19 protein-coding genes are annotated in these 17,813 nt (G+C 71.9%); 10 read left to right on the forward strand and 9 right to left on the reverse strand.

What is annotated here, in order from left to right; all coding sequences use genetic code 11:
- Window positions 1-511: 511 nt before the first annotated feature.
- Complete coding sequence (locus ACIA6A_RS41180) at window positions 512-2,155, reverse strand: ATP-binding protein (RefSeq protein ID WP_396103599.1); 1,644 nt, start codon at window positions 2,153-2,155, stop codon at window positions 512-514.
- Between ACIA6A_RS41180 and ACIA6A_RS41185 the strand changes: the two genes are divergently transcribed.
- Genes ACIA6A_RS41185 through ACIA6A_RS41200 form a run of 4 tightly spaced genes read left to right on the forward strand, consistent with a single transcriptional unit; the run spans window position 2,154 to window position 4,310 of the window.
- Window positions 2,154-2,399 (forward strand): hypothetical protein, encoded by a 246-nt coding sequence (locus tag ACIA6A_RS41185; protein WP_396103600.1) that lies wholly within the window; start codon window positions 2,154-2,156, stop codon window positions 2,397-2,399. The genes ACIA6A_RS41180 and ACIA6A_RS41185 overlap by 2 nt on opposite strands.
- Window positions 2,400-2,410: 11 nt before the next feature.
- Complete coding sequence (locus tag ACIA6A_RS41190; protein ID WP_396103601.1) at window positions 2,411-3,217, forward strand: aldo/keto reductase; 807 nt, start codon at window positions 2,411-2,413, stop codon at window positions 3,215-3,217.
- A gap of 53 nt (window positions 3,218-3,270) precedes the next feature.
- Window positions 3,271-3,672: an SRPBCC family protein gene (locus tag ACIA6A_RS41195; protein ID WP_396103602.1), complete on the forward strand. Its 402-nt coding sequence runs from the start codon at window positions 3,271-3,273 to the stop codon at window positions 3,670-3,672.
- Window positions 3,672-4,310, forward strand: coding sequence for a 4a-hydroxytetrahydrobiopterin dehydratase (locus ACIA6A_RS41200; RefSeq protein WP_396103603.1), 639 nt, complete (start codon window positions 3,672-3,674; stop codon window positions 4,308-4,310). Before ACIA6A_RS41195 ends, ACIA6A_RS41200 begins: the two co-directional genes overlap by 1 nt.
- Window positions 4,311-4,320: 10 nt before the next feature.
- Here ACIA6A_RS41200 and ACIA6A_RS41205 read toward each other — a convergent pair whose 3' ends face one another.
- On the reverse strand, window positions 4,321-5,037 hold the full coding sequence (locus tag ACIA6A_RS41205; protein WP_396103604.1) for a response regulator transcription factor: 717 nt from the start codon (window positions 5,035-5,037) through the stop codon (window positions 4,321-4,323).
- Between the two features lie 84 nt (window positions 5,038-5,121).
- Here ACIA6A_RS41205 and ACIA6A_RS41210 point away from each other — a divergent pair, with 84 nt between their 5' ends.
- The 4 genes from ACIA6A_RS41210 to ACIA6A_RS41225 all read left to right on the forward strand — a co-directional run bounded on the left by ACIA6A_RS41210 (window position 5,122) and on the right by ACIA6A_RS41225 (window position 7,708).
- A complete protein-coding gene (locus ACIA6A_RS41210) occupies window positions 5,122-5,613 on the forward strand; it encodes a flavin reductase family protein (protein WP_396103605.1) in 492 nt (163 codons plus the stop codon).
- Window positions 5,613-6,005, forward strand: a complete 393-nt coding sequence (gene sodN, locus ACIA6A_RS41215) for a superoxide dismutase, Ni (protein WP_396103606.1) — start codon at window positions 5,613-5,615, stop codon at window positions 6,003-6,005. The genes ACIA6A_RS41210 and sodN overlap by 1 nt, the downstream gene beginning before the upstream one ends.
- 13 nt (window positions 6,006-6,018) lie before the next feature.
- Window positions 6,019-7,344, forward strand: coding sequence for a radical SAM protein (locus ACIA6A_RS41220; protein ID WP_396103607.1), 1,326 nt, complete (start codon window positions 6,019-6,021; stop codon window positions 7,342-7,344).
- Window positions 7,345-7,414: 70 nt separating this feature from the next.
- Complete coding sequence (locus tag ACIA6A_RS41225; RefSeq protein WP_396103608.1) at window positions 7,415-7,708, forward strand: hypothetical protein; 294 nt, start codon at window positions 7,415-7,417, stop codon at window positions 7,706-7,708.
- Window positions 7,709-7,982: 274 nt separating this feature from the next.
- Here the strand turns inward: ACIA6A_RS41225 and ACIA6A_RS41230 are convergent, their stop codons facing one another.
- From ACIA6A_RS41230 to ACIA6A_RS41255, 6 genes are all read right to left on the reverse strand, one after another.
- On the reverse strand, window positions 7,983-8,633 hold the full coding sequence (locus ACIA6A_RS41230; RefSeq protein WP_396103609.1) for a DUF998 domain-containing protein: 651 nt from the start codon (window positions 8,631-8,633) through the stop codon (window positions 7,983-7,985).
- A gap of 83 nt (window positions 8,634-8,716) precedes the next feature.
- Window positions 8,717-10,174, reverse strand: a complete 1,458-nt coding sequence (locus ACIA6A_RS41235) for an aldehyde dehydrogenase family protein (protein ID WP_396103610.1) — start codon at window positions 10,172-10,174, stop codon at window positions 8,717-8,719.
- A 128-nt stretch (window positions 10,175-10,302) separates the two neighbouring features.
- Window positions 10,303-10,674 carry a hypothetical protein gene (locus ACIA6A_RS41240; RefSeq protein WP_396103611.1) on the reverse strand — a complete coding sequence of 124 codons (372 nt, stop codon included), beginning with the start codon at window positions 10,672-10,674 and terminating at the stop codon, window positions 10,303-10,305.
- A gap of 199 nt (window positions 10,675-10,873) precedes the next feature.
- The gene (locus ACIA6A_RS41245; RefSeq protein WP_396103612.1) at window positions 10,874-12,655 is read right to left on the reverse strand and encodes a carbohydrate-binding module family 20 domain-containing protein; all 1,782 of its coding nucleotides are present in this window, start codon (window positions 12,653-12,655) and stop codon (window positions 10,874-10,876) included.
- Window positions 12,656-12,969: 314 nt separating this feature from the next.
- A complete protein-coding gene (locus ACIA6A_RS41250) occupies window positions 12,970-14,028 on the reverse strand; it encodes a LacI family DNA-binding transcriptional regulator (RefSeq protein WP_396103613.1) in 1,059 nt (352 codons plus the stop codon).
- An 80-nt stretch (window positions 14,029-14,108) separates the two neighbouring features.
- A complete protein-coding gene (locus ACIA6A_RS41255; protein ID WP_396103614.1) occupies window positions 14,109-15,209 on the reverse strand; it encodes a serine hydrolase domain-containing protein in 1,101 nt (366 codons plus the stop codon).
- A 136-nt stretch (window positions 15,210-15,345) separates the two neighbouring features.
- On the opposite strand from ACIA6A_RS41255, the gene ACIA6A_RS41260 reads away from it, so the two are divergent.
- Complete coding sequence (locus ACIA6A_RS41260; protein WP_396103615.1) at window positions 15,346-16,467, forward strand: sensor histidine kinase; 1,122 nt, start codon at window positions 15,346-15,348, stop codon at window positions 16,465-16,467.
- On the forward strand, window positions 16,455-17,144 hold the full coding sequence (locus tag ACIA6A_RS41265) for a LuxR C-terminal-related transcriptional regulator (protein ID WP_396103616.1): 690 nt from the start codon (window positions 16,455-16,457) through the stop codon (window positions 17,142-17,144). Before ACIA6A_RS41260 ends, ACIA6A_RS41265 begins: the two co-directional genes overlap by 13 nt.
- On the opposite strand, the gene ACIA6A_RS41270 is transcribed toward ACIA6A_RS41265, so the two are convergent.
- Entirely contained in the window at window positions 17,108-17,548 is a 441-nt protein-coding gene (locus ACIA6A_RS41270; protein ID WP_396103617.1) for a hypothetical protein, read from the reverse strand. The two genes, ACIA6A_RS41265 and ACIA6A_RS41270, sit on opposite strands and share 37 nt — an antisense overlap.
- Between the last annotated feature and the right edge of the window lie 265 nt (window positions 17,549-17,813).

Raw genomic sequence — 17,813 nt, forward strand, 5'->3', positions numbered from 1 at the left:
CCCCGGGCCCCCGCCCGGCTTGCGGGGGGGGCCGCCCCCCCCCCCCCCCCCCGTTGGGGGGGGTTGGTGTGGGGGGGGGGGGGGGGCGGGCCCCCCCCCCCCCCCCCACGGCACAGCACACCGCTCTCCACCAGCGACGCCGCGATCGTCGCCTGGCCGAGCACCGGCCAGTTCGCCCCGGGCGCTCACCGTCGCCGAGCGGCACCCGCCCGGCGGCCGTACGGATGAAGGTCAGGGTGTCCCGCCCCGCCACCTCGTCCGGCCCGAACAGCTCCGCCAGGAAGCCGGCCGCCACCGGGGTCAGCCAGGGCGACCGGTCCAGGGCCCGGCCCGCTCAGCCCGCTCCCGCCCCAGCTCGATCCGCCGGGCACTGGTGGCAGCCGAGAACCGCTCATCCCCCCCGGTAATACCCGCCGGCCGAGACCGGAGCCGGGGCCTGGCCCGCAGCCGGGGCCGCGAGCATGCCGGGGAGCCGGGCCAGGATGACCTCGACGTGGCCGAGCAGCCCCGGTCACTCCCCGGCCCCCACACCACCCGCCGCCGGACCCCCGGCCCCCGAACCGCCCGCGCCTGAACCACCCGCGCCCGAACCACCCGCTGCCGGGTCGGCTTCGGTGGACGGGTCCGGGAGGGTGATGGTGAAGGACGCGCCCTCGGCCACGGTGGTGTCGAGGGTGATGCCGCCGCCGTGGTACTCGGAGATCTTCTTGACGATCGCGAGGCCGATACCCGTGCCCTCGTACGTCTCCCGGGGGTGCAGCCGCTGGAAGATGACGAAGACCTTGTCGGCGAACTCGGCCTCGATGCCGATGCCGTTGTCGCGGACGTTGATCCGCCATTCGTCGCCGGCGTGCTCGGCCGTCACCGTGATCCGGGCCGGGACGTCCGGGCGGCGGAATTTGAGCGAGTTGCCGATCAGGTTGACGAACAACGTGGTGAGCAGCGGTTCCTCGCCGCGGACCGTGGGCAGCTCGCCCCAGGTTATCGTCGCGTCGGGGCCGGCGCGCTCCTCGAGCTGGGAGCGGACCTGGGTGAGCACCTTGCCGAGGTCGACCTGTTTGAAGCCGGTGGTGAGCCGGCCGATCCGGGAGAACGCCAGCAGGTCGTTGATCAGGCGCTGCATGCGGTCGGCGCCGTCGACGGCGAACGCGATGTACTGGTCCGCGCGGGCGTCGAGCTGACCCTGGTAGCGGCGTTGCAGCAGCTGGCAGAAGCTGGCCACCTTGCGCAGCGGTTCCTGCAGGTCGTGCGAGGCCACGTAGGCGAACTGCTCGAGGTCGCGGTTGGAGCGGGTGAGCTCCTCGGCCTGGACCTTGAGCTGCGCGTTGCCCCATTCGATCCGGGCCCGGCCCTCCTGGACCTCACGGAGCTCGGCGGCGATCTTGCGGCGCATGGCGTCGACGTCCTCGGCGAGGCGCAGCAGTTCCGGCGCGCCGCGGCCGACGATGTCCTGGTCGTAGGCGCCGCGGGAGACGTCGCGGACCTGCGCGGCGAGCTCGGTGACCGGGCGGCTGACCAGCCGGTCGAGCAGCAGCATCAGCGACGCCCCGGCGAGGATGACGGCGACCGCCGCGACGATCTCGAGGGCCACGAGCGTGCCGCCGGTGTTCTTGGCGTTCTCCACCGCGGCGTTGCGCACGACCGTGATGTCACCCTGCAGCTGCGCCACCGCGGCGCGGACGGCGTCGAACTCGACGGTGCTGGACGAGGCGGGCAGCGCCTGGCCGGCCCGCGGCCCGCTGTCGCGCACCGTGGTGATGAGCGGGTCGGCGACCGCCGCGCGCCACGCGGCCGCGGTGGTGCGCACCCGGTCCAGCGCGGCGGTGACGTGCTCGTCGCGGTGGCCGATGGCGTTGAGCCGGGCGAGCTGGTCCAGCAGCTGCGTCTCGGCGGCGTGCCCCCGCTCGTACGGGGCGAGGTTCTCGGTGTCACCGCTGAGCAGATAGCCGCGTACCCCGGTCTCCTGGTCCACGAAGGCCGAGTCGAGGGTCTGCCCGGCGGTCCGCATCGGACCGGTCTTGTTGATCAGGATGTCGATGCGGCCGTTGCTGTCTGCGGCGGTGATCGCGGCGGCCACGCCGAGCACGACGAGCAGCAGGCTGAGCGCACCGCAGAGGGCCATCACGCGGCTGCGCAACGTCCATGATCGGAGCATGGTGGTCCCCCTGGGGTGTCCGGTCGGAGGCCATGAGTATCCACGGCCCGGCCGGGGTTCACCCCGAGGGGGACACGCCGCGCACCCGGTCGACGAGGTCGGCGGTCTCACCATCACCGCCGGGCTCGGCTACACCGCACCGCTGTGGGCGGGCGCCGGGATCACCGCCGCCGGCCTGGTCGTGATGGTGATCGCGTATGCGGCGGCCCGCACCCGGGTACCCACCCCCGTACCGTCCTCGTGAAAGGTAGTGCCATGCAGCTCAACAACGGCATCGACATCCCCCAGCTCGGCTTCGGCGTCTGGCAGGTGCCGCCGGACGAGACCGCCGCGGCGGTAACCACCGCGCTCGAGACCGGCTACCGCAGCATCGACACCGCGGCCGGTTACCAGAACGAGGCCGGCGTCGGCGCCGCGGTGAAGGCCAGCGGGCTGCCCCGCGACGAGCTCTTCATCACCACCAAACTCGCCAACCCCGACCAGGGGTACGACACCGCCCTGCGCGCGTTCGACGCCAGCCTGGCCCAGCTCGGCCTCGAACACGTCGACCTGTACCTGATCCACTGGCCCACCCCGGCCCGTGACCTGTACGTCGACACGTGGCGCGCGCTGTCGAAGCTGTACGCCGACGGCCGGGTCCGCGCGATCGGCGTCTCCAACTTCCTGCCCGAGCACCTGGAGCGCCTGGCCGGGCTGGGCGGTGTCGTCCCCGCGGTGAACCAGATCGAGCTGCACCCGGCCCTGCAGCAGCGCGAGATCCAGGAGGCGAACGCCAAGCTCGGCATCGCCACCGAGGCATGGAGCCCGCTCGCCCGGTCGACGATCCTGAAGGACCCCGCGATCGCCGCCATCGCCTCGGCCCACGACCGCACGCCGGCCCAGGTCGTCATCCGCTGGCACCTGCAGCAGGGCCGCATCGTCATCCCCAAGTCGGTGACCCCGTCACGGATCCGGGAGAACTTCGCGGTGACCGGCTTCGACCTGACCGACGACGAGATCGCCACCATCGACGGCCTCGAGAACGACGGGCGCACCGGCCCGAACCCCGCGACGTTCAACTGAGACACGGTACCGGCTGACGGGCCACGGCGGCGGAGCGGTGGAATGATGACGGCATGGCCTCCGAAACGCGACACCTCGCTGTCCCGATCGATCGCCCCGCCGCCGACGTGTACGCCTACGCGGCGGACCCGAGGAACATCCCCGAGTGGGCGCCCGGCCTCGGCACCTCCGTCGAGCTCGTCGACGGCGTCTGGTTCGTCGAGGGACCGGGCGGCCGGGTCCGGCTCGACCCCGCGCCGCCCAACGAGTACCTCGTCCTCGACCACACCGTGACGTTGCCGGCCGGTGACAGCATCACCAACCAGCTGCGGGTCCTGACCGACGGCGACGGCAGCGACATCACGTTCGCGCTGCGCCGCCAGCCGGGTATGACCGACGACGAGTGGGCGGCCGACATCGCCGCGGTGCTCGCCGACCTGAACCGCCTCAAGCAGATCACCGAGAGCGCCGCCTGATGGCCGGGCTCACCGGCCGGCAGATCGCCGACGAGAAGCTCGACGGCTGGGCCCACCTGGTCGGCGGGCTGCAGACCCGGGTGCCGACCCCGGACTTCGCCGCCGGTCTGGCCCTGGTCACCGCGATCGGCGCGGCGGCCGAGGCGGCCGACCACCACCCGGACCTCGACCTGCGCTACCGCCGCGTCGACATCCGCCTGACCAGCCACGACACCGGGGCCGTCACCGGCCGTGACATCCGTATGGCCCGGACGATCAGCGGCCTGATCGCCGGTGCCGGCCTCGATCAGGAGTGTGCGACGGTCTCCCGCCTGGAGCTGGCGCTCGACACCCCCGCCCGGGAGGCCGTCCAGCCGTTCTGGACCGCGGTCCTGGGCGGGCAGGCCGACGGCAACGACGTCACGGACCCGCACGACGCGCTCCCGCTGGTCTGGTTCCAGGATTCCGGCGGCACGGAGCCCCGCCAGCACTGGCACCCCGACCTGTGGCTCGACCCCGCCGAGGTACAGCCGCGCATCGCCGCGGCGCTCGCCGCGGGCGGCACCCTGGTCAGCGACGCCGAGGCCCCCAGCTTCTGGGTCCTCGCCGACCCCGAGGGCAACAAGATCTGCCTCTGCACCTGGCAGGACCGGGCCTGACCCCGCGCCGTCACCCGGCCGGGGCGGCCTCTGCCGGGGCTGTCTCCCAGCCCGTACGGGCGGTGTCCGCGCCGGGGTCGATCCGGTATCCCACGCCCGGCACCGTGGCGATCAGCCACGGGGTGCCGAGCCGTTTGCGCAGCGCCGAGACGGTGATCCGCACGGCGTTGTCGAGCGGGTCGGTGCCGGCGTCCCAGGCGCGTTCCAGCAGCTCGGCGGCGCTGACGGCACCACCCTCGGCGGCGACGAGGAGCTCGAGCACCGCGAACTGCCGGCGGGTGAGCGCGACGTGGCGACCGTCACGGACCGCCTCGCGACGGAACGGGTCCAGCCGCAGCCCGGCGGTCTCGCGGACCGGGGGACGTACCGGCGTACGGTCGCTGTCGAGGGCCCGCAGCCGCGCGACGAGCTCGCCGAGCTCGAACGGTTTCGCGAGGTCGGCCCCGGAGGCGGGCCGTTCTGAGCCGGGCCGGTCGGAGCCGGTGAGCATGAGGACCGGCAGGCCGCTGCCGGAGTCGGCGATGCGCCGGGCGACCTCGTCCCCGGAGGGGCCCCGGGTGCCCCGGGTGTCGCGGTCGAGCACCGCGAGGTCGTACGTGTTGGCGCTCAGCAGTTCCAGGGCGCGGGCGCCGTCGCCGGCGATGTCGGCATCGATCGCCTCCGCCCGCAGACCGTCACGAACGGTTTCGGCAAGGTGGGAATCGTCCTCCACGAGCAGCACGCGCATGCCCCCAGCCTAGGGGTCCGCCTCCGGCCCCCGATCGCGCCCCGCGGTTGACATGAAGTGCGGTTGAGGTTTTAGCGTCACCATGTGGATCAAGGAGCTGTGGCTGTCGGCGAGGGCCTCCGGGGTGCGTTCCGGCGCTACCCGACCGGGGTCGCCATCATCAGTGCGGTGGGGCCGGCCGGGCCGGTGGGGCTGACCGCGTCCAGTGTCGCGTCGGTGTCGGTCGCACCGCCCGCGTTGTCGTTCTCGGTCATGGGGACCCCGTCCGCGCGGGTCCTGCTGGCGGCGCCGAGCTTCGTCGTGCACCTGCTGGGGCCGCGGCACGCCGCCCTGGCCGCCGACTTCGCCCGCTCCGGCGGGCCCCGTTTCACCCCTGAGCAGGGGTGGGAGACGCTGCCGTCGGGTGAGCCGGTGCTACCCGGTGCGCTGGCCGCGCTGCGCGCCACGCCGTTGCGGCTCGTGCCGGTCGGCGACGCGACGGTGGTGGTCGCCTCCGTGGTCGAGGTCTTCCCCGGGCCGGACGACGTCCCGCTGATCTACCACTCCCGCAAGTTCGTCCCTCTGGAAGGAAACTGATGTTCTTCAAGCCGCGCACTGTGGTGAGCGCCCACTGCGACCTGCCCTGCGGCGTCTACGACCCGGCCCAGGCCCGGATCGAGGCCGAATCGATCAAGGCGATCGCCGAGAAGTACCAGGCCAGCACCGACCCGGAGTTCCGGACCCGCTCGCTGATCATCAAGGAGCAGCGCGCCGAGCTGGTCAAGCACCACCTGTGGGTACTCTGGACCGACTACTTCAAGGCGCCCCACTTCGAGAAGTACCCGCAGCTGCACGGCCTGTTCAACGAGGCCACCAAGCTGGCCGGCGCCGGCGGTGCGAAGGGCTCCGCCGACCCGGCCGTCGCGGCGCAGCTGCTCGCGAAGATCGAGGAGATCTCCACGATCTTCTGGGACACCAAAAAGAACTGACAGGAGCCGCCCCATGCCACCGCGCACCGCCCTCATCGAAGACCTCATGAGCCGCTTCCCGCACGTCCCCCGGGAAGCGGTCATCAAGGAGGACCTGCTGCGCGGTGGCATGGCCTTCGACGACTCGGCCCTGACCGACAACGAGCACGGCGACGTCAAACCCAAGTCGTACTTCATCTTCTCGTTCGACCACCGCACGCTGCCCGAGCTGGGCACGGCCGCGCTGCGCCGGCCGCCGGAGGAGATCGTGCTCACCGGCGGACCGTACGACCTGCGGCGCACGGTCGTCTCGGTCCGCACCAACCCGGCGTCGCCCTACCGGGTCAAAACCGACGACGACGGCCGGATGCGCCTCTTCCTGGACGGCAAGCCCATCGCGGACGTCGGGCTGCCTCCGATGCCGGAGTATTACCAGCACACCCTCGCCAACGGGAAATCAGTGATGGAGGTCGCACCCACGATCCAGTGGGGCTACCTCATCTACCTGACCGCGTTCCGGGTCTGCCAGTACTTCGGCGCGAAGGAGGAGTGCCAGTTCTGCGACATCAACCACAACTGGCGCCAGCACAAGAAGGCCGGCCGGCCGTACACCGGGGTCAAGCCGGTCGACGAGATCCTCGAGGCCCTCGAGATCATCGACAAGTACGACACCGCCAAGGTCTCCACCGCCTACACGCTGACCGGCGGCAGCATCACCTCCCAGGTCGGCGGCAAGACCGAGGCGGACTTCTACGGGCAGTACGCCCAGGCGATCGAGGAGCGCTTCCCCGGCCGCTGGATCGGCAAGGTCGTCGCCCAGGCGCTGCCCAAGGCGGACGTCCAGCGCTTCAAGGACTACGGGATCAGCATCTACCACCCCAACTACGAGGTGTGGGACAAGCGGCTGTTCGAGCTGCACTGCCCCGGCAAGGAACGCTACGTGGGCCGCGCGGAGTGGCACCGCCGGATCCTCGACTCGGCCGACATCTTCGGTCCCCGCAACGTCATCCCGAACTTCGTCGCGGGCATCGAGATGGCCGCCCCGCACGGTTTCACCACCGTCGACGAGGCGATCGCGTCCACCACCGAGGGCCTGCAGTACTTCATGTCCCGGGGCATCACGCCGCGGTTCACCACCTGGTGCCCGGAGCCGACGACGCCGCTGGGCAAGGGCAACCCCGAGGGCGCCCCGCTGGAGTACCACGTCCGGCTGCTCGAGGCGTACCGCGCGACCATGGAGGCCAACGGCCTGACCAGCCCGCCCGGCTACGGCCCGGCCGGCCCCGGCAACGCGGTCTTCTCGGTCAGCTCGTTCATGGACAGCCTCCCGGCCGCCGACCCGGAGCCGGCCCGCTCCTGACCTGTTCCGGGCTCCCGGCGGCGGCCGAAAACCGGTGTCGCCGCCGCCGGGGCTCCGGTACGACACCGGGATGAGCGAGGAGGCCCTGCCGGGCGGCAACACCACCGGCGCCGCCCGCATCGGTGACGTCGTGCACAAGCCGGCCTCGCCGTGGACGGCCACGGTGCACGCGTTGCTGCGCCATCTGGAGAGCGCCGGTTTCGCGGGCGCCCCACGGGCCCTCGGCTTCGACGAGCAGGGCCGCGAGACGCTCACCCACCGTCGCGGGGAGACGATCGGCGGCCGCGTCCCGTGGCCCGGCCGGGCGTTCGACGACCACGTCCTGGTCCAGGTGGGCCGCTGGCTGCGTGCCTGCACGACGTGACCGCCGCGTTCCGCCCGCCGCCGGGCGAGCGCTGGTTCGCCGGCGGCCGGATGCGCCCGGGGCTGGTCGTCGGGCACCGGGACGCGGCGCCCTGCAACGCGGTGCTGGACGGCGGTGACCTGGCCGGTTCCTTCGACGGGGACGTCGCCGGCCCGTCGACCCGCGAGAACGACCTGGCGTTCACGGCGCTGTCCTGGGTGCCGCTGCTCACCCCGGCCCCAGGAACCCCGGCCTCCGGAACCCGGCCCCAGGAACCCGGCTCCAGGCGCCGCGTTCAGCGCCCGGGTTCGCGGGCCGTCAGGGCGAGGACACCGGCGGCGCCGGCCCAGACCGGCAGCGCGAACACCGCGACGCGTTCCATGCCACCGAGCCCCAGCCCCAGGTCCTGCTGGGCGAGGAAGAGCACGCTGCCCGCCAGGCCGAGCAGCCCCAGGCCCAGCGAGAGGAACCGGACCCGGGCGAGGAACGTGCCGCGCCGCGCGAAGCCCGCGACCACCATCCCCAGGTTGCCCGGCCCGAAGATCAGCACCGCGGCGAGGAAGTGCATGTTCTCGTGGGTGTCCGCCGGGAACAACCCGACCAGCGCCAGCCCCACGGCCCAGAGCAGCATCAGCACCTGCCCGGCGCGCACCGCCCCGGCCCGGCCCGCGGCCCGCCAGGTCAGCACGAACACGGCGAGCAGGAGCAGCGCGGTCACCACCATCGCGGTGTTCATGGCGCCGTGCCACGGGGAGCACACGTAGCGGGGCCGGGTGGTGTCCCAGACCCCGCAGGTCACGTTGCCGAGATCGCTGATGTTGTTGGTCCGCCAGCTGAACCCGGGGTCGCGCCACCCGAGCCCGGCGACGACGTTGGCGATCAGGAAGACGGGGGCGGCGGCGACCCAGCAGAGCGCGCCGGATCGGGCCGGACCGGTGAATGTCATGGGGAACAGCAGACCAGGACCGGGCCTGCCGGAGCACTACGCCTACCCCGCCGGACGAGGTAGGGCCAGGTATACCCGCCGCTTCAGAACGGGAACGTCCGGGGGCGGGTCTGCAGCGTGATCCAGCGCAGGTCGGTGAACGCCTCGAGGCCGGCGCGGCCGCCGAACCGGCCGTACCCGGACTGGCCCACGCCGCCGAACGGGGCGGTCGGGTCGTCGTCGACGGACTGGTCGTTGACGTGGGCGATGCCGGTGCGCAGGCGGCGGGCGATGCCGAGGCCCCGGGCGGTGTCGCGGGTGAGGATGCCGGCGGTCAGGCCGTACGGGCTGTCGTTGGCGACCGCCACCGCCTCGTCGTCGCCGGCGACCGTCAGCACCGTGCACACCGGGCCGAAGATCTCCTCGGTGTGGATGCGCATGTCCGTGGTCACCCCGGACAGGACCGTTGCGGGATAGTGCGCCCCGTCGGGCGTACCCCCGCCGGAAAGCACGCGGGCTCCCCCGGCCGCCGCCTCGTCGACCAGCGCGGCCACCCGCCCGGCGGCCGCGGGGTTGATCAACGGCCCGATGATCGTGAGCGGGTCGGTGGGGTCACCGGACGGCAGGCCCGCGGCCTTGCCGGCGAGACGGGCGGCGAACTCCCCGGCGACCGCGGCGTGCACCAGGACCCGGTCGGCGGACATGCAGATCTGACCCGAGTTCAGGTACGCGCCGAACGCGACCGCGTCGACCGCGTAGTCCAGGTCGGCGTCGTCGAGCACGAGCACGGAGTTCTTCCCGCCGAGTTCCAGCACCGCCGGGGTGAGGTGGCACGCCGCGAGCTCCCCGATGCGCCGGCCGACCCCGGTGGAGCCGGTGAAGTTCACCCTCCGTACCCGGGGGTCGGCGATCAGGGTCTCGGCGACGGTGGCCGCGTCGGCCGGGTCGTTGGTGAGCACGTTGAGCACGCCGGGCGGCAGGCCCGCGTCGTGCAGCAGGTCGGCCAGGAACAGCGCGCAGGCCAGCGGCGCGTCCTCGCCGGCCTTGACCACGACGGTGTTGCCGGCGGCCAGGGGCGCGGCGATCGCCCGGGCACCGAGGATCAGCGGGGCGTTCCAGGGGGCGAACGCGGCGACCACCCCGGCGGGCTGGCGGACCGCGAGCGACAGCGCGTCCGGGTTGTCGCCGGCCAGGACCTCGCCGACCGGCAGGGTGGTCAGGGCGGCGGCCTCGCGCAGCATCGACGCGGCCAGGCCGACGTTGAACAGCGACCAGCCGAGCGTGCCGCCGGTCTCCCCCGCCATCAGCGCGGCGGCGTCGGCGGCCCGGTCCTCGAGCAGGTCACCGGCCCGGTGCAGGACCTTGCGGCGCTGGGCGGGCGGCGCGGACGACCAGCCGGTGAAGGCCCGGTCGGCCGCCGTGACGGCCCGCGCGACATCCTGCGGGCCGGCGGCCGCGACACGCGCCACGACCCCGCCGGTGTGCGGGTTCAGATCCTCGGTGGTGCGCCCGTCGGCGGCCGGGACCTCGGCACCACCGATGAGCAGGGCCCGCTCGATCATCCCGCCACGCTAACGGCGGCAGTGAAGGTGGTCAATGGGCGGCCCGGCCGCACCCGTCGACAGCGAACACGGGTACGGCCGGACCGGGTCATCGGACCGGGTCATCGGACCGGGTCATCGGATCGGGGCTACACGTCCAGCGCCGCTTCGATCCGTTTGAGCTGGTGCCGGGAGAGTGCGAGGTTGGCCTTCGTCTTGTGCAACGCCAGGTAGAGGAACAGTCCCTCCCCCGAGCGGCCCTTCAACGGCCGGATCATGTGGTACTGGCTGTCGAGGGTGATCAGGATGTCCTCGATCTGCTCGCGGATCCCGAGCATCTCCATGGCCCGCAACTTGGACCGTACGACATCGGTGTTCCCGGCCGCGGCGACGGCCAGGTCGAAGTCCTTGTTCCCCCCGGCGATCCCCAGCGCCATCCCGCTGGTGTAGTCCACGAGCGCGACCCCGATCGCACCGTCGATCTGCATCGCGTCCTTCAGTGCGACGTCCATCTCGGGCATGTGCGAATACCTCCACCGTCGGTTCGTGAGCAACCATCACGTTGCCCACGAGCATCCGGGTGGATCCGCCGCATCGATCGCACTGACTGTGCGACCGTTCCCGATGACACCCGGCACGCTGATCAGTTTGTGACGGATGCCCGGAATGCATCCTGCCTCGGGCCCGGTGACCGCACGCGGCGGTCACCGGGCCGGCCACTCAGCGCCAGGAGTCGGCCCAGGTCGCCGAGCAGGGGGTGGCCGACGGCGTGGTGCGGGTGCGGTTGGGGTCGCTCTCCCAGATCACCGTCGAACCCTGCTTCTTGAGGTACTTGTACTGCACCGCGGTGTTGCCGGGCAGCGTCACCGACGCCTTCCACACCGGGTAGGCCGCCGACGACAGCGCCACCGCGTTCGCCGGGTCCCAGTTGCCGAGTGCGGCGGTGTTGCCGGTGACGAACACGTTCTGGCCGAACGTGGTGGTGGTGTTCGACTCGAACGCGATCGTGGCGGTCGTGCACCCGGCGCCCCCACCGCCGCCGCTGCCACGGGCGTTGATGTGCAGTGCGAGCGCGGCGTTGGCCGCGACGGTCGCGGTCACCTGACCGCTGCTGTTCACCGTGTACGCCGGACCGGTGCACGCGCCGTTCGTGACGTCACCGGCCATGACATCGCAGTACGTCCCGGCCGGCAGCGACGTCTGGAACGTACGGGTCAGCGCCGAGCCGGAACGGTTGAACGCCACGTACGCCGCACTGCCGCGACCGAAAGCGATCTGGTTCGAGCCGCTGCTCCACCAGTTCGTGACCGCCGACCCGGCCGCCGCGTTGCGCAGCGCCACCATGTTGGCCGTGGTGCGGGCCCGGTGCTCGCACTGCCACCCGTTGCCGCAGCTCACCGCCGTGGTGGTGCCGTTGCTCGTGGCCGGCGGACCCTGGTCGTTGCCGGTGAAGGTGAAACTCGACATCACCTGGGGTACGCCGTACGGGTACGCGATCATGAAGGCTTCCGACAGCGCGTACGGGATCCCGTCCTTGTAGGTCAGTTTCGCCCGGCCGTTGCGCTGGGTGTCATGGTTGTCGATGAACGCGACCGCGTCGCCGCTGCCGAGGCGCATCGAACCGGCCAGGTTGTTCAGGTTCGCCAGGTTGCCGTCCTTGAACGCGGTGCCCACCACGTCGCCGTAGCGGAACTCGGTCACGTCGCCGATCCCCGCGTACTCCTCCGGTGCCGGCTCCCCCGAGCCACCCTCGATGACCTCCGAGAACACGTAGGGGTCGCCGTTCACCGGGTCGATGAACGCGGCCATGTCGGCGGCCGGCATGTGCTTCGCGGCGTCGACCCGGAAGCCGTCCACCCCCAGCGAGACCAGGTCGTTGAGGTACGCGGTGAGCTTGCCCCGTACGTACGATGCCTCGGTCTTCAGGTCCGAGAGGTCGACCAGCTCGCAGTTCTGCACCTCCCACCGGTCGCCGTAGTTGGCGATGTCGTCGTTGCCGTTGCGTCCGCAGTGGTGGAAGTCGCCGGTCCCGAACGGCACGGCCGGGTAGGCATAGTGGCTGTACGCCGACCCCCCGCTGCCGGTGCCGGTGGACGCCCCGCCGGCCATGTGGTTGACGACCGCGTCGACGTAGATCTTCACGCCGGCCGCGTGACACGTGGAGACCATGGCCGCGAACGCCGCACGGTCACCGCGGCGGGTGGTGAGCTGGTAACTGACCGGCTGGTAGTCCTGCCACCACGGGTATCCCTGACCCGGCAGCACGACATGCTCCTGAGGCGGGGAGACCTGCACGCCACCGAAGCCCTTGGGCCCCAGCGTGGTCGTGCATTCGGTGGCGATCGACTGCCACGGCCATTCGAAGAGGTGGACGATGACGTCCTTCGCGCCGGGCGAGGCGGTGGAAGCCTCGGACTCATCGGCGCGGACGACGCCCACGGCGGTGACCGTGGCGGCGACGAGGGCGGTCATCGCGGCGGCGAGGACCTTACGGGTACGCATGGAGCCTCCAGGAGAGCGGGCCGAAGGAGGTGAAACTTCTTGCGCAAGTCCGAGGAAAGTTAGCAGCGTGTTACCAGTTCGTAAAGTGACGTCGCTCTATACTGGTGTCGCCAAAATGCCGTTATGTCCCCCGAATTTTGCAGCGCGGTCCCACCGCCGGCCCCGCACCCATCAGAAAACGGCTGGTGAGGCCACCGTCCACCCGGGACAGCTCCAGCAAGAACTTTCAAAGATCCACTTAACAATTCGGCTCGGAGCCCGCCCGTCCCGCGCCGCCCCGCCCGCGCCGACCCGCCCGGCTTCCCGGGCGGGGTTCAGGCCGCCGAGGTGGCCACGTTCTCCTGGTCGCCGGCGCGCACCGAGCGGTTGATGGCCGTGGAGCCGCGGACGACCAGCTCGGGCGGGAACACGTACTCCGAGCGGGGTGCGCCGTGGCCGTTGATCTCGTCGACCAGCTGGCGGATCGCCGCGTTGCCCATCGCCGCCACCGGCTGGCGCAGCGTGGTGAGGGGCGGGTCGGTGAAGGCGATCAGCGGGGAGTCGTCGAAACCCACCACCGACACGTCGCGGGGCACGCTCAGCCCGCGCCGCCGGGCCGCCCTGATCGCTCCGAGCGCCATCAGGTCCGAGCCGCACACCACCGCCGTGGCCCCGCGGTCGAGCAGCTGCCCCGCGGCCACCTCGCCGCCCTCCACGCCGAACAGGGTGAGGGCCACGAGATCCTCGAGCTCGCGGTTGCCGATGTCGAGTTCCCGGCGCATCGCCGCCCGGTATCCCTCGAGTTTGCGCTGGACGTTGAGGAAGCGATCAGGACCGGACACGAACCCGATCCGCCGGTGGCCGAGCGCCACCAGGTGGTTGACCGCGAGCTCGCCGGCGAGGCGGTCGTCGCAGGAGATGAACGGGGCGTCGAGGCCCCGCGCGTACCCGTTGATGAGCACGATGGGCAGCGGCCGGTCGACCAGGCGCCGGTAGCGGTCGTGGTCGGCGGTGGTGTCGGCGTGCAGGCCGGAGACGAAGACGATGCCGGAGACCTGGCGGTCGAGCAGCATCTCGACATATTCGTCCTCGGTCACACCGCCGGGCGTCTGGGTGCACAGCACCGGGGTGAAACCGGACTGGCTCAGCGCCGATTCGATGGTCTGGGCGAACGCCGGGAAGATCGGGTTCTCCAGCTCCGGCACGACGAGACCGACCAGGCCGGCACTGCGTTTACGGAGCCGTTCGGGGCGTTCGTAGCCGAGGACGTCGAGCGCCGTGAGCACCGCTTGGCGGGTGTCGGCTGACACGCCGGGCCGGTCGTTGAGCACCCGCGACACCGTCGCCTCGCTGACCTCGGCCTGGCGCGCGATGTCGGAGAGTCGTGCGCGCATGGGCGTCACTGTAGACCCTGGAACTTCTTGCGGCAGCCAGCAAACATTTCCATCCATCGAAATCCCTTGCCGGCACCACGCTACGCCGTTCCCGAGGGGCCGCACAGAGCGTTCCGGACCAGCGCGTCACCGGTGCTCTGCTGCTGGAGCTGGTGCTCCGGCGTGTCACCGAGCGCGGCCGACATGGACACCACCGCGCTGCGGCGGCCGTCGCCGGTGACCCCGGTGACCGTGATGTAGCCGGCGTCACCACCGTCGTGACCCCAGTACACGCCGCCGCAGGGCAGCGGACGGCGCACCAGCCCGAGCCCGTACCGTCCGCCGGGCCAGATCAGCTCGACGTCCGCGCTGACGCGTACCGTGTCCTTCATGACGGCGAGCTGCGCCGGCGGGAGCAACCCACCACCCAGCAGCGTACGGAAGAAGTGGTCCAGGTCCCGGGTGCTGGAGACCATGGAATCCGGGTCCCAGGAGACCTGCTCGGTCACCTCCACAAGTTCACCGGAGCCGAACATCTGGTACGCCCGCGCGTGCGGCCGTGGCAGCGACGGTGACGTCCCCGGCCAGCCGGTGTCACGCAACCCGAGCGGGCGCACGATCCGGTCGGTGATCTCGGCCCGCAACGACCGGCCGGTGACCCGCTCGACGACCATGCCGGCCACGACGAAACCGGTGTTCGAGTACGCCCACCCGGTGCCGGCCGGCTGGTTCAGCGCCCGCGCCACCAGCTCCGCACGGGTGTGCACGTCATAGCGCTGCTCGTAGTACTCGTCCGGCGTGGTGTACCCGGGAAGGTCGTCCACCAGGCCGCTGGTGTTCTGCAGCAGCTGACGCACCGTGACCCGGCGGGCGGGCAGCAGCTCCCCGACCGTGTCCTCCAGGGACAATCGGTGCTCGGCGACCAGCTGCAGGACGACGGTGGCCACGAAAGCCTTGCGGGTGCTCGCGATCCGGAACCGCCCATCGGCCGGCACCGGACGGCCGGTGACCCGGTCGCCGACCCCGCTGGTGACCACCGTGCTCCGGCCGTCCGCGCTGGTCACCCGGGCCTGGACGCCGGTCACCCCGAGAGCGTGCACGGCGTCGGCGTCGCGCTGCAACCGGGAGGGCGCGCCCGGGACGGCCACCGTCAGCGCGACCAGTCCCGCCGCCACCATCATGCTGGTCATGTTCATGTTCATGCCGACCGACGCTAGGTGTCACGGTGGTCCGGGCCACTACCGCGTACCACCGGATCCTTACTACAGCGGGCTGTAGTGCCCCATGCGGGACCCGGCGGGCAGACTGGGCGCCGTGTCGGGTGGACGGTGGGTTCAGGTGCGGCGCGGCGGGGTCTATCTGCTGGCATCGCTGGCTTCCGGGATCGCCACCGTGCTCGCGCTGCCGCTGCTGTGGCACCCGGGCCTGGCCCGGCTCTGGGCGGCCCGGCACCGCGACCGGGCCGCCCGCCTGCTCGGCACCCCGGCCGCCCCGGGACACACCACCGGCCGTGACCTGCTCTGGCTGCCGGTGAACGCCGTGACCGGCCTGCTGTTCGGGCTGCCCGCACTGCTGTGCGTGGGCAACCTCGTACCCGCCGCGGTCGCCACCACGTTCTGGTGGGCATTCGCACCGGCGCAGCGGCCCCGGCCGTTCGTCGCCGTCGCGGTGACCGGCTGGACGACCGCCCTCACGCTCGGGCCCCTGCAGATCCTGCTGCTCACCGCGCTGGCCTGGCTCTGCTTCCCGCCGGCGGCACGCGCGCACGCCCGGATCTGCCTGGTGGTGCTGTCCCCGCCGGCCGCCGGGCAGCTCGCCGAACGGGTGGCCGTGCTGACCCGTACCCGGGCCGATGTGCTCGACGCCCACGGTGCCGAGCTGCGCCGCATCGAACGCGACCTGCACGACGGCACCCAGGCCCGGCTGGTGTCCATCGCGATGCGGCTGGCCGTGGCCCGGCAGGTGCTGACCGACGACCCGCGCGACGAGACGTTCCTCGCGGAACTGCTCCGCGACGCCCACGAGGGGACCGAGGAGGCCATGACCGAACTGCGCGAGGTGATCCGTACGGTCTATCCTCCGATCCTGGCCGACCGCGGCCTCGCCGGGGCGCTGACCGCGGTGACCACCCGCTGCGGCGTGCCGGCCCGCCTCGACATCGGCGACCTGGGCCGCATTCCGGCCGCTGTGGAAGCGGTCGTCTACTTCGCGGTCGCTGAAGCGCTCACCAACGTCGTCCGGCACAGCCACGCGACCTCCGCGGGGGTCCGGGTGAGCCGGGCGGCCGGGCGCCTGTCGGTGGTGATCACCGATGACGGTACGGGCGGTGCCGAGCCGTCCCGGGGCACCGGCCTCACCGGGATCCGCGGCCGGGTCCTCGCCGTCGACGGGTCGGCGGACATCCACAGCCCGGCCGGCGGGCCGACGACCATCACCCTGGAGCTGCCGTGCGCGTCGTGATCGCCGAGGACAACGTCCTGCTGTCCACCGGCCTGGACCTGCTGCTCACCCGGGCGGGCTTCCACATCGCCGCGGTGGCCGTCGACGCGCCGGGCTTCCTCGCCGCCGTACGCGACCACCGCCCCGACGTCACCATCGTCGACGTCCGGCTGCCACCGACATTCCGCGACGAGGGCATCCGGGCCGCCCTGCAGGCCCGCCGGGAGACCCCCGGCCTGCCGGTCCTGGTGCTGTCGCAGTACGTCGAGCAGCAGTACGCCGCCGACCTGCTGTCCAGCGCCGGCGGCGGCGTCGGCTACCTCCTCAAGGACCGGGTCAGCCGGGTGGACGAGTTCACCGACGCCCTGCGCCGGGTGGCCGCCGGCGGAACGGCCATGGACCCCGAGGTCGTCGCCCAGCTCGTCCAGCGCGCGGGCAGCCCGATCGCCACCCTCACCCCGCGCGAGCGCGAGGTCCTGGCCGCCATGGCCCAGGGGCACGACAACACCACCATCGCGCACCGCCTCACGATCACCGACAACGCCGTCCACAAGCACATCGGCAACATCTTCGCCAAACTGGGCCTGGCGGTGACCGACAGCGGTCACCGCCGCGTGCTGGCCGTCCTCACCCATCTCAACGCTCAGCCCGATCTCAATGCTCAGCGCCGCCCGGCGGACAACGCGACCAGGAACTGACCGCCGCCCGCGTCGACGGAAGCGGTGACCGGCAGCCCGGGCGACAGCCGGGAGAACCGGTCGACCAGCCAGTCCGCCGCTTCCTGGGCATCCTTCCTGGTCGGGCACCGGGCCACCAGCTCCCGGCCACCCTTGCGCTCGAGACGATCGGCAACCGTGATCAACGGAGCGGGCTCCACCACCCGCAGGCGGTCCGGCCACGCGATGACCACCTTGACCGCCCCCTTACGGGTGTTGCAGGCCCGGTGAGCGAGCCGCTCGGCGACCTTGGCCTTCCGGTCGGCGGTCCGGCTGTCGACACTGGGCCCCCGCGGATCATTGACCGACATGTCAGCATCGACCGGCTCATCACAAACCCAGCACCGCCAGCCGTCCCGCTCCGCCACGTCATCAAGAAGACTCATGCCAGCAAACTAGCCTCCCAGCCCACCCCCACCGCCGCCGCATCCGGTTTCAGATAGTGAACATGGATCTCTGCAGCCCTTGATCAATTTCCAGGCTCTCGTACACCTGTTCTAAGTTGTTCCCCGTGATGGTCGACGTGCAACAGCTGGTCAAGGAAGCGGCGGAACTCGCCGCGGCCCCGCTGTGCTCACCGCTGGACCACGAGATCGTCGGCCTGCTCCGCGCGGCGCATCACCTGGAGCAGGTCGCGATCGTCCTGCAGAC

The sequence above is a fragment of the Actinoplanes sp. NPDC051494 genome (genome assembly GCF_044454705.1).
In the GTDB taxonomy this organism is placed as follows: domain Bacteria; phylum Actinomycetota; class Actinomycetes; order Mycobacteriales; family Micromonosporaceae; genus Actinoplanes.